Source organism: Colwellia sp. MB02u-10 (assembly GCF_014077185.1).
Classification (GTDB): domain Bacteria; phylum Pseudomonadota; class Gammaproteobacteria; order Enterobacterales; family Alteromonadaceae; genus Cognaticolwellia.
Window position 1 is genome coordinate 1 of the sequence record NZ_JACGVK010000116.1, and the last position, 11,516, is coordinate 11,516.

The 11,516-nt window shown below is 40.2% G+C and carries 14 protein-coding genes and 1 riboswitch; of the genes, 8 read left to right on the forward strand and 6 right to left on the reverse strand.

Annotated elements, in window-relative coordinates:
• Window positions 1–210, forward strand: a 210-nt coding sequence (locus H4J59_RS09000) for a transposase (protein ID WP_182235756.1), incomplete at its 5' end; no start/stop codon positions are given.
• Here the strand turns inward: H4J59_RS09000 and H4J59_RS09005 are convergent.
• Window positions 207–656 carry a helix-turn-helix domain-containing protein gene (locus H4J59_RS09005; RefSeq protein ID WP_182238688.1) on the reverse strand — a complete coding sequence of 150 codons (450 nt, stop codon included), beginning with the start codon at window positions 654–656 and terminating at the stop codon, window positions 207–209. The genes H4J59_RS09000 and H4J59_RS09005 overlap by 4 nt on opposite strands.
• 123 nt (window positions 657–779) lie before the next feature.
• On the opposite strand from H4J59_RS09005, the gene H4J59_RS09010 reads away from it, so the two are divergent.
• The 4 genes from H4J59_RS09010 (at window position 780) to H4J59_RS09025 (ending at window position 2,372) form a co-directional block, all read left to right on the forward strand.
• A complete protein-coding gene (locus tag H4J59_RS09010) occupies window positions 780–1,244 on the forward strand; it encodes a hypothetical protein (protein ID WP_182238690.1) in 465 nt (154 codons plus the stop codon).
• Window positions 1,245–1,276: 32 nt separating this feature from the next.
• On the forward strand, window positions 1,277–1,486 hold the full coding sequence (locus H4J59_RS09015; RefSeq protein ID WP_182238692.1) for a hypothetical protein: 210 nt from the start codon (window positions 1,277–1,279) through the stop codon (window positions 1,484–1,486).
• A 255-nt stretch (window positions 1,487–1,741) separates the two neighbouring features.
• Entirely contained in the window at window positions 1,742–2,020 is a 279-nt protein-coding gene (locus H4J59_RS09020; protein ID WP_220469777.1) for an N-acetylmuramoyl-L-alanine amidase, read from the forward strand.
• 28 nt (window positions 2,021–2,048) lie between these two features.
• Entirely contained in the window at window positions 2,049–2,372 is a 324-nt protein-coding gene (locus H4J59_RS09025; protein WP_182238696.1) for a hypothetical protein, read from the forward strand.
• A gap of 22 nt (window positions 2,373–2,394) precedes the next feature.
• On the opposite strand, the gene thiE is transcribed toward H4J59_RS09025, so the two are convergent.
• From thiE to thiC, 5 genes are all read right to left on the reverse strand, one after another.
• Window positions 2,395–4,056, reverse strand: a complete 1,662-nt coding sequence (thiE, locus tag H4J59_RS09030; RefSeq protein ID WP_182238698.1) for a thiamine phosphate synthase — start codon at window positions 4,054–4,056, stop codon at window positions 2,395–2,397.
• Complete coding sequence (locus tag H4J59_RS09035) at window positions 4,056–4,859, reverse strand: thiazole synthase (RefSeq protein ID WP_182238700.1); 804 nt, start codon at window positions 4,857–4,859, stop codon at window positions 4,056–4,058. The genes thiE and H4J59_RS09035 overlap by 1 nt, the downstream gene beginning before the upstream one ends.
• A gap of 3 nt (window positions 4,860–4,862) precedes the next feature.
• On the reverse strand, window positions 4,863–5,081 hold the full coding sequence (gene thiS / locus H4J59_RS09040) for a sulfur carrier protein ThiS (RefSeq protein WP_182238702.1): 219 nt from the start codon (window positions 5,079–5,081) through the stop codon (window positions 4,863–4,865).
• 77 nt (window positions 5,082–5,158) lie between these two features.
• On the reverse strand, window positions 5,159–6,340 hold the full coding sequence (locus H4J59_RS09045; RefSeq protein ID WP_182238704.1) for an FAD-dependent oxidoreductase: 1,182 nt from the start codon (window positions 6,338–6,340) through the stop codon (window positions 5,159–5,161).
• Between the two features lie 18 nt (window positions 6,341–6,358).
• Window positions 6,359–8,317, reverse strand: a complete 1,959-nt coding sequence (thiC, locus tag H4J59_RS09050; protein ID WP_182238706.1) for a phosphomethylpyrimidine synthase ThiC — start codon at window positions 8,315–8,317, stop codon at window positions 6,359–6,361.
• Window positions 8,318–8,413: 96 nt separating this feature from the next.
• A riboswitch (TPP riboswitch) is annotated at window positions 8,414–8,512 on the reverse strand.
• A 435-nt stretch (window positions 8,513–8,947) separates the two neighbouring features.
• On the opposite strand from thiC, the gene H4J59_RS09055 reads away from it, so the two are divergent.
• From H4J59_RS09055 to H4J59_RS09065, 3 genes are all read left to right on the forward strand, one after another.
• Window positions 8,948–9,841, forward strand: coding sequence for a mechanosensitive ion channel family protein (locus H4J59_RS09055; protein WP_182238708.1), 894 nt, complete (start codon window positions 8,948–8,950; stop codon window positions 9,839–9,841).
• Window positions 9,842–9,869: 28 nt separating this feature from the next.
• Entirely contained in the window at window positions 9,870–10,580 is a 711-nt protein-coding gene (locus H4J59_RS09060) for a pseudouridine synthase (protein WP_182238710.1), read from the forward strand.
• Between the two features lie 112 nt (window positions 10,581–10,692).
• Window positions 10,693–11,166: an FKBP-type peptidyl-prolyl cis-trans isomerase gene (locus H4J59_RS09065; RefSeq protein ID WP_182238712.1), complete on the forward strand. Its 474-nt coding sequence runs from the start codon at window positions 10,693–10,695 to the stop codon at window positions 11,164–11,166.
• Window positions 11,167–11,516 lie beyond the last annotated feature (350 nt).

Genomic DNA, 11,516 nt, shown 5'->3' on the forward strand with positions numbered 1-11,516 from the left:
AGTATCATACATATTCCCCCTTATTCACCAGAATTAAATCCTATTGAACAAGTATGGTCATGGCTAAGACAAAATGAAATAGCGAATCGCTCGTTCGCTGATTATGAGGATATAGTGGATAAGTGCTCTATTGCATGGAACAACTTCATAGCGGATACAGAACGGGTCTTATCTCTATGCAGAAGGGACTGGGCAAAGTTGAACAGTTAATTACCGGAATTGGTATTAGGATGCTTAGAGCGGCTCGTTATCCATGAAAAACCAAGCTGATGAAGCAGTCGATAAACATTAGAAATGCCATAGTTAAGTTTAAATTCTCGTTCAATATAGTGAACAAGTGTTTGTGCGTTAAGCCTACCACCACTTTCTTTAATACTATTGTTGCGAACGTACTCGCTTAGTTGAACAAGTTGAGCCTCATTTAAACGTGAAGGCCGACCCGTGCGAGGTTTTTCTTTTAATCCTTCGAGTCCTTGAGCATAAAACCGGTTAAGCCAATCATTAACAATACGACGGCTAATATGGAGGTTTCTTGCGGTTTGTGAATTATTAGCACTTTCTTCTATATGAGAAAGTGCCATTAGACGTACGCACATGCGTCCATTTTTTTCCTTAGCGATAAGGGACTTAACATCAATACGATCAAAAGGGCTCATAATGCTTATATTGAGAGAGATAAAATAAAAGTCATTAGATCAAAAGCTTAATGTAATTGGTATAACACCAATAGTGAAATTAGTGCGCTCTTTGATACTTCAATAGAACATTGTTTATCTCTAGTGGATGCAGAAGTAAAAAGTTTAATTGAGCTCCTAAAAAGTAAAGTTAACGAAATTTCAGCTATAAAATTTATTGTGATTAGCACTAGCCAAGGTCATTTTGATGCACTATTGGCTTGGTCACACGAAAATGAAATCGCTTACAATAATACCATGATGTATTTGCATGCCAGTATTCTACTCTCTTCAGAAGGTATATTAGCTAATGTTATTAAAGACTTTTCTCAAGGGGCAATTGCTGTGGTTGTTGGTAAAAATGTTGCTATTCCCAGTGCTGCCGATATCGGTAATTCGGGTCAGGTGTTGGTTGACGGTTTAAGTAAAAATAGTAAGGAGGAGTTTTCTTCCGTATTGCTCAATGCCAAGCAAGATATAAAAACGATTAAAGATCATGTTGGCATAAATATAAAGCAAATAGTGCTGAACTCAGTGATGTCGGTGTTAAGAGAAAAAACTGAAAAGTAGCATGGATTTAATTGTGAAATTGGAGAATCACCATGAAGGCGAATGAAGAACTTTTTAATGCCTATGTTAGTGAAGAATTCAGAAAATCTGCAGATGCAGCGAAGCAGGACTTAGAGACAAAAATTAATAATTACATTGGCGAGTTTCGCCGTCATTTAGATACTCTAGTGAAAGATGTCGAAAAAACTGATTACGCCGTTCAATTTCAACAAGAAACTGCTCTGGTCATTAAACAGGCGTAAGCGGCCGCCAAGCAAGTTGAAAATATTGCTGAATTAGAAAAAAAAGCACCCGCGTTAACTGAGCAAGTAAATAAGCTGAAACTAGCGAACAGCCATTTGAAAACTGAGCTTGATGGCATCAATAATAAAGCCAGTGCTTTTGGCACTAATGTCGGGAAGGATGTTGCTTCTGGCGTAAAACAAGTCATCACAGGTGGCTTACCTATTTTTTGAATTAGTACTAAGTACTTGCCACTTAATTTAAGGAAAATGATTATGTTTCCAGAATACATTGTAATTCATACCGCCGCTTTTACCGGCAGAGATTGTGATCGAGATATGATTGACCAATGGCATAAAACCCTCAACTGGTCTGGCATTGGTTATCATTTTGTGATTTTAAGTAATAAACATAGCTCAAAATCTGACGGCACTATTGAAAATGGCAGGCCAACCAACAAAATAGGTGCGCATACCTTGGGTTTACATGATCGCTCTTTAGGTGTTTTTGTATTGGGCATGGTGATAAAACGATTTTACACTGGGGCAGTATGAAAGTTTATATTGCTTAATACGCCGACTGATGACTGAATTTGAGATACCGGTAAATAAGGTGATTGGCCATCGAGAATTGAACGTTTTAGCAGAAAAAGAAATTATTTCGTCGCGCTATCACACCAGTAAATCTTGTCCTGGTCATAAAATAGATATGAACTTTATTCGCGAACAACTACCCAGTAGTATTGCTAGCACTGAGCATGAACCTGATGAATTTACTGCAGAGTCGCGATTAGCGATGCGTAATGCCATCGCAATTTTACAACAAAATCGAGCACAATTTCCCAATGCGCAAGATGAGCTGGACGAGTTTATTCACCACCCTGAAGTTATTGCAATGACCCATTAAAGCAAAAGCCTTTTTATATTTTTTAACTTAGCATTGCTTGCATGGTTTGAGTGGCGACAACAGGCTGTTCAGCTTGGGTAATTGCAGTAACTACCGCCACAGCGCTAACGCCAGTGCACCATACCTGTTTTAGCCTTTGTTGGTTAATGCCACCAATGGCGACAATAGGAATATTATCGGCTAGTGCTAATATTTGCCTTAAGTTTGTTAACCCTTGAATTTGTCCGGTCATATCTTTGGTGTTAGTAGGAAATATGGCGCCAATGGCAAGGTAAGAAGGTTGTAGTTGTTTGGCTAATAAAAACTCGTAACAACCATGGGTACTGATGCCTAAACGTAAACCTGATTTAGCGATCGCCTTTAAATCAGCACTGTTAAGATCTTCTTGGCCGATATGGACACCGTATGCGCCGTATTTAATAGCTAGCTGCCAATGATCATTAATAAATAATCGACAATTATAATTACTGGCCAAGGTCACCGCTTTCTCTATCAGCAAGGCTAACTCGGCAGTATTTTCACTTTTAATTCGTAGCTGAATAATATTTAAATGCAGTGGCAACAAACATTCTAGCCATGCTAAAGAGTCAACCACGGGATATAGCCCAAGTTTTTCTGAGTCAGCTAATCCAAGCGACGGGAAGGTAGGCGACAATTTAACTTGCTGATAAAGGGGGCTAATAACGTTTGGAAAATATCTGAGTTTTGTTGGCCACAACCCTTGCTGAAATGCGCCATAATAATTTTCATTGTTAGCGTTATTTATACTGCTGTTATTAACCTCAAGATTGTTTTGGCTTTCACCTTCTCCTGGGTTTTCGCCTTTATTATTGTCGCTAGGTATGTCAGCGCATAATGATAACCCTTGGTTAATAAACGCTTTAGTTAAGGTAAAGGCATCGCGTAATAAATAGCCATGAGCCAAAAAGCTGGCTAAGGCACTAGTAAAGCTGCAGCCGCCACCATGACTATAGTTTGTATTAATCTTCGGTGACTGTAAGCTTATCAACGCCCTTGAACTTAAGTTTAAGCTTTGTAAACATATATCAATACAATGCGTTTTAGCTGCGTTATTTTTTTCTGCATTGTTGGTGTTTTCACTGTCAGTATGGCCACCTTTAATAATCACCGCTTTACAGCCCAATTGGAGAATGTTTAAAGCTAGCAGTTTAGCATTATGAGTGTTTTTTGGGTTTAAGCCACTTAGCTGCTTTGCTTCAATAAGGTTTGGCGTGATGACATCAATCAGCGGCATTAATGGCGCTAGTGCGTTAGCGGTTAAGCTTGATAAACGACCACCAACACTGGCTTGGCCAACCGGATCATAAACCACCAGCAAATCGGGTAATTGTTGCTTTAACATGAATAATGTTGCCACTAGCCAATTAATTTGTGCCCTATTAACCATAAGGCCTATTTTTATAACGGCGGGCGGTTTATCAAAGCGTAATGCTTGCGCTTGCTGGGCTAAAACTTGCACCTCAATAACATTAACCGCGCTAAGCTCTACTGAGTTTTGTACTGTATTAGCGGTGATCAAGTGGCAAACTTCAACATTGAGAGCATGACCCGTTTTAATATCGGCGGCAATGCCGGCACCACCTGAGCAATCTGCACCTGAAATGGTCCAAATAATCGGCTTTTTTTTAAATTTTTGTGTTGGCAATGAAGGTGTAAATGTCATTAAGTATGCCCTGGGTGATGCCAAAAAGGGCGGTCTAATGTTGGCGTACTAGCGTGAGCCGTTTGGCGCTCGGGCATAGTGCCGGCGATATAAGCAGATTCTCCAGCAGTGATTGCTGCGGCGAAGGCTTTGGCCATCAACACTGGGTTATCAGCAAGGGCAATCGCGCTATTAAGTAATACGCCATCAAAGCCCATTTCCATAGCAATGCAGGCATCTGAAGGTTTACCAATACCGGCATCAAGTATCAATGTCGCGTTAGGTAATCGTTGACGAATACTCGCCAAGTTATAAGGATTCATTAAGCCCTTGCCGGTACCAATGGGTGAGGCCCATGGCATGATTACTTGACAACCCAACTCGTATAAACGTTGGCAAATAACTAAGTCGTCGGTGCAATAGGGTAAGACTTTAAAGCCTTCTGCAAGCAATTTTTCGGTGGCAATGAGTAGCTCGATTGGATCAGGCTGAAGATTGTAATCATCGCCGATAACTTCAAGTTTTATCCAGTCTGTTTGGAATAACTCACGACTCATTTTCGCTAAGGTTATGGCTTCTTTAGCACTTTTACATCCGGCAGTATTTGGCAGTAAAAAACCTTGGTTTTGCTTAACGCTAGCTTGAATGTAGCGCCAAATTTTCTCACCTGACTGGGCCAATGGATTTTGCCGTTTTAGTGACAAGGTCACCACTTGTGAGCCACTTGCTAAAATAGCTTGTTTCATTACGGCTGGCGAAGAGTAAAGTGCAGTGCCAATGAGCAAACGACTAGCTATCGGTTGACCATAAATGCTTAGCGACACGGGTTATCCTCCCACAATAGGAAATAGCAGATCAATACTGTCGTTATCGCTAACGTGTGTATTGCCGTAATCTGCTTGGCCAACAAAATCACCATTAAGTGCCAAGGCAAAGCTTTGTTGTTGCTGACTTAAGGGTAATGTTTTGGCTAGCACCTTATCTATGCTGTATGGCTCTGCAGCATTAATGAGTTCAAAGGCGTTACCATTAATATATATGTTCATTTATTATCTCAATTCTGGTCTTAATTTTTAACTAATGCTTAATTCAATGATGACTTCAACCACTATTACCCAGGCTTTTAATGGTTAATTCCGTTTGGGGAAATACTAATAGGTAGCCAATGAGAGTATTGATAATGTTCGACAGGTTGTTGCTGTTGTTGCATTAGGTTGCCAACATGCGTTAACACTTGGGCAAGCACAATAGGGGCAATTAAAAAGCCGTGACGGTATAAGCCATTGACTTGAATTAAAGCGTTATGCGAAATTATTTTTGGTTGATTATCACTAAATGCGGGGCGAAGTTGGCTGATATGTTGGCGGATATTGGCTTCAGCAAAACCGTGATGAACACTATAGGCCGCGCTGAGTAATTCCAGTGCTGAACGTACGGTCATGGCAGCGGTATCGTCACTTTCAATTTCTGTTGCTCCAACGACATAATGGCCTTTACCTTTTGGCGCAATGTAAAGCTGATAGCGTGGGTGCATCAGTCTAACAGGTCGAGAGATGTTAACTTCAGGAGCAAAAAGTTGAAAAAGTTCGCCGCGAACAGCACGTAAGTCATCAAGTTCAGCATTGTGTTTATCGTTTACCTTGGTTGACGCTTTCGCGCCAATACCGCGACAATCAATACCAAGATCAAACGACTGCCACTGGCTATTAGGCTGATCACCACAAGCTTGAAAGTTAATCTCACAACCGGCATTAAAGCTGTTAGTTTTAATCGCTATCACTTCAGACTCACTGCGCCACTCAACATCTTCATCGCTTAACTGTTGATGTAAAGCGAGTAGTAGTTTTCGATTACCAATTTGACCTTCTTCGGGCAAATATAGCGCTTGCGAAAATTTACTGGCAAGCTCTGGCTCAAGCGCCGAAAGTTGTTGTCGGTTGAGCTGTTGCTGAGCATGGTTTGGATAACTATTCGCTAAAAATCGTGTTAATTTTTGGTAGTCAGCGATGTCGTGTTCATGACTTACCACTAGTGAACCCGTTTGTTGAAAAAAGCTATAGCCCGACAGGGTGTTCAGCAGTTTTGGCCACAAGGGTAAGGCGGCAAAACCCATAGCAACAATGTTGGCTGGGCTGTGCATTGCTTCACCAAGGGGTGTTAATAAACCAGCGGCGGCATAAGCGGCACTTTGCTGGCCGTTTTTTTGGTCTTTATCAAATAGCGTTACCTTGTAGCCTTGTCGATTTAACGACAAGGCTAACAAGCGACCCATTAGGCCGGCGCCAATAATAGCGATGGTTGGCATAATTAAACGACTCAGCTGCTAATTGTTTACTGGCTTGGCAACGGGCTGATATAGCTCGCTACCGCTGGCTTTAAACTCAGCTGATTTTTCAGCCATTCCTTGACTTGAAATACTGATGGTTTCATCAAGTAGTTTAATTTTAATAGGCTGTTCGCTATTGTCCGTATCACTTAAATTAGCGGCATAATCTCGAACTTCTTGTGATATTTTCATTGAACAAAATTTAGGGCCACACATGGAACAAAAGTGTGCAACTTTGCCTGACGCTTGCGGCAAGGCTTCATCGTGGTAAGTGCGGGCTTTTTCAGGATCTAAGCCAATATTAAATTGATCATACCAACGAAACTCAAAACGGGCTTTTGACATGGCATTGTCACGAATTTGTGCGCCCGGGTGACCCTTTGCTAAGTCGCCAGCATGCGCGGCGATTTTATAGGTCATCAAACCTTCTTTAACATCTTCTTTATTGGGTAAGCCTAAGTGTTCTTTCGGGGTAACATAACAAAGCATGGCACAACCATACCAGCCAATATTAGCAGCACCAATGCCGGAGGTAATGTGATCATAACCGGGGGCAATATCTGTGGTTAGCGGGCCTAAGGTATAAAAAGGTGCTTCGCCACAATGCTTGAGTTGTTCCGTCATATTTTGCTGGATCATATGCATGGGTACATGGCCAGGACCTTCAACAATGGTTTGTACGTCATGTTGCCATGCTATTTTTGTTAGCTCGCCCAAGGTGCGTAATTCAGCAAACTGCGCTTCATCGTTAGCATCTGCAATCGAACCAGGACGTAAGCCATCGCCTAGTGAAAATGAAACGTCATAAGTTTTTAAAATCTGACAAATATCTTCAAAATGGGTGTAAAGAAAATTCTCTTGATGATGGGCTAAACACCATTTCGCCATAATTGAGCCACCGCGAGAAACAATGCCGGTAACACGTTTGGCGGTCAACGGTACATAACGCAGTAATACACCCGCATGAATAGTAAAGTAATCAACACCTTGCTCTGCTTGTTCAATTAAGGTATCGCGAAATATTTCCCAAGTCAGGTTTTCGGCAATGCCGTTAACCTTTTCTAAAGCTTGATAAATCGGTACTGTGCCTATGGGCACAGGAGAATTGCGAATAATCCATTCTCGGGTTTCGTGAATATAACGACCGGTTGATAAGTCCATCACAGTATCGGCTCCCCATTTGGTTGACCAAACCAGTTTTTCTACTTCTTCTTCAATAGAAGAGCTTACCGCTGAGTTACCGATATTCGCGTTTACTTTGATCAAAAAATTTCGGCCGATGATCATAGGTTCAACTTCGGGATGGTTAATGTTGACTGGAATAATCGCTCGACCTCTAGCTACTTCATCACGAACAAACTCAGGAGTAATTTGTTCAGGAATGCTGGCACCAAATGCTTGTCCTTGATGTTGTTGTAGCAGTATCTCGTTTTTAACTTCTTGGCGTTTCATATTCTCACGAATGGCAACATATTCCATTTCAGGCGTAATAATGCCTTGGCGGGCATAATGCCTTTGGGTGACATTTTTACCTTTCTTGGCTTTACGTACTTTGGGTAAATGTTCAAAGCGAATATGATCAAGGCCTTCGTCTGTTACGCGCTGTTGGCTGTAGATAGATGTTTTTTCTTGCAGAAACTCGACATCGTCACGCGAGTCAATCCAGCTGTCACGTACACGAGGAATACCTTTGTGTACATCAATAACCACTGAGTTATCGGTATAAAACCCAGAAGTGTCATAAACACACAAGGGTGGATTTTTTTCATAGCTAGGTTGGTTTTTATTGCCATTAATTAAAGTATCAGACAAGGTTATTTCACGCATGCCAACACGAATATCGTGTATTTTACCCGGGACGTAAACTTTATTAGAATTTGGAAAGGATTGATCGGCAACGTTTTTTAAAAATTGCGCTGCTTGGTTTCGACGCTTACGTCTTGAAATTGAACTCATGTTCTCTCACCTGTTTTTATTAAATAAAAGTTAGGCGGAGCTTTATGGGGGTAGTAACGAGGAGCAGGTTTATTAGCAAAAACTTACGTGCGCTGTTGACACTGCTCACTTGTTCCCTTCGCAGATGTTAATCTAATCAGGTTCTACGGATCCCGCTTTCGCGATCTCAGCCCTTTGGCACTCCGACAAGTCAATACGTTTAAGCTTTTAGTGCGCTTAAACGTAATTTATTCTAGCTTGAACTTTTAATGACAATCAAGCCTTATATTATTTTTTATTTTTTGCTGTAGTTATTTAATGTGTTGAGTATATTAACGCCCATTAAAAAACATATTGCAATAACATTATAAAACAAGTGGTTAGGTGGGGTTTAAACCTTTAAGGTTATCATTTTCACCAGCGACTTTTCATTTTAAAAGCTGATTGTATTTTAACTATCAATCAGTGCTGGCATTTTTTAATAAGCACTATGATGGTTTGGCGTGGTGAGTACAGACTTAAGTGATTAGGTTAGCAAAAGTTAGCACAAGGTTTAACTTTACGTATTAATTGCTAATAATAATGCAAATGTAGCGGTAAATTGTCGTAATATAGACAAACTGAGTAACGTACACTATATGGAATTAATTTATGGCTGAATCTAGCAGCTCAAGCGCAACAGAGCAGATAAGTAAAACCTTAGACCCGGTCAACTTACTTAAAGATGAAATTGATCAAGTGGGTCGTATTTACAATATCATTGTTGAGTTTTTCACCAATTACAGTTTTCAATTAATTGGTGCGTTTATCATCTTCATTATTGGTTACATTTTTGCCGGTAAAATAGCGACTGTCGTGCTGAAATTATGTGAGCGACATAAGCTTGATGTCACCCTGAGTCGCTTTTTAGCTAACACCAGTAAAATGTTAATTGTAGTGATGATAACCATTATTTCTTTAGGCAAATTAGGCATTAGTGTTACGCCATTTATTGCCGCTATAGGTGCTATTTCATTAGGTGCTGGTTTAGCTCTGCAAGGCTTGCTGGCTAACTATGCTGCCGGTTTTAATATTATTATTATTCGTCCTTTTGTGGTGGGTGATACGATTACGGTGCGTGGTGTTACTGGGCTGGTTAAAGAAGTTTTACTGGCATACACTATTTTGTCAGATGAAGACAATGTTGAGATTACCATTCCGAATAAACATATCGTGGGTGAAATATTACATAATTCAAGCCATGACTCTTTGTTAGAGTTAAGTGTTGGCATTGATTATAGCGAAAACCCGTTAGCGGTGGTGGCCTTGCTTGAAGAGGTGATTGGACAATTAGATATTGTCAGTAAAGCCCGTAAACCTTTGATTGGTATCGATGCTTTCGCTGATAGTGCGATTAACATCGCGGTGCGCTTGTGGACCCCAACAGAAAATTTATACAGTGCTAAATATAAAGCGAATAAAGAAATTTATTTAGCGTTAGATAAAGCCAATATTAAAATTCCATTCCCGCAACGCGATGTTCATCTTATTAAGGATCTGGTGTGATTTTTATGCCGTTGATGCCGGCTTTATTATGGCGTTAAATAAGGCTAGGCTGGATCGATTTTTGGCACAATATTGTCAGGTTAATCGCAAAAGTGTGCGACTGATATTGGCGCAAAATAGAGTATTGATCAATGATGTAGTCGCCCATGATATTGATGAAGTTATTGATACCTTTAGCCATATCACCTTGGACGGTAAAGTGATCCAAGCTAATTGTGCCTATTATATTATGCTGAATAAGCCTGTGGGTGTTGTCAGTGCAACCCGTGATACAAAGCATAAAACAGTGCTTGATTTACTTGAATATCCGTTTAAAAATGAACTACATATTGTCGGCCGACTTGATCTTAATACTTCTGGTTTGCTGCTAATGACCAATGATAGCCGTTGGTCAGAACGCTTAACTTTGCCTGAGAAAAAAATAACTAAACGTTATATAGTGACCTTGCAAAATAAACTTACCGCCGAATATATAGCCGCTTTTGCCGAAGGTATGTATTTCGCGTTTGAGGACATTACGACTCAGCCTGCAAAATTAACTATTATATCCGACTATAAAGCACAAGTTGAACTTTTTGAAGGACGTTACCACCAAGTTAAGCGCATGTTTGGACGTTTTCGTAACCCCGTGATAGCGTTGCACCGATGCTCTATTGGCAATTTGCAACTTGATCAGCAATTAGCTGTTGGGCTAAGCAGAAAGCTAACTGCGCTCGAGGTTAATAATATTAATCAATAATACGTGCTTTAATGTGTAAGTATTAAGATGGGAAATCACTACAACAATCACAAAAAAACAATCACAAAAAAACAATGAAAAAAACCATAAAAAATAATAATAAGGAATAAGAATGTTTAAGTATATTATGCTAATTATTGTGCTGGCCTTAATCGTCAGCTTCTTTGTACGCAATAATGCTAATCGTGAAGTAGCAAAAGTTAATGCTGTGTTAGCGGCAGAGTTTTTAGAAAATAATAAACAAGTCGCCGGCGTGATTGAAACAGCTTCTGGTTTGCAGTATCAGGTATTAAACCCAGGACAGGGTGACGTTCATCCCATGGCAAGCACAAAAGTAAAAGTGCATTATCACGGTACTTTACTTGATGGCACAGTTTTCGACAGTTCAGTTGAAAGAAATGAACCGATTAGTTTTGGCTTAAATCAAGTGATTAAGGGCTGGACAGAAGGTTTACAGCTAATGGTAGTGGGTGAGAAAACCCGTTTATTTATACCAGCAGAGCTAGGTTATGGTGATAGTGCAGCAGGTAAAATTCCACCTGGTTCATTATTGATTTTCGATGTTGAATTACTGGCTATTGACTAGTTCACTTAACTACCCCTGATTCAATGACTGATATTAAAGAACAAAAACAGTTTTAACCGCTGGTTAAGACTGTTGCCAACGCGATACTAAAATAATGGTTATTGGCTTGAGTTAGTCCTTGGTTAACGCTTAATTTGATCGCATAACTACCAACCAACCAACCAACCAACCATTCAACCTAGCTACCAAGCAGCATTGGCTTGTCATAGCGCTTTATTTTGCCTTATACCAATTTCATTAAGTTATTGCCCACTTGTGCTGGTTAAAATACACCAAGGCTACGGTGCTCTCAATCACAATAGCCAGCTATTGCTCAATCAAGCGTCTTGCCCTGATGCATTTTCTCTGCG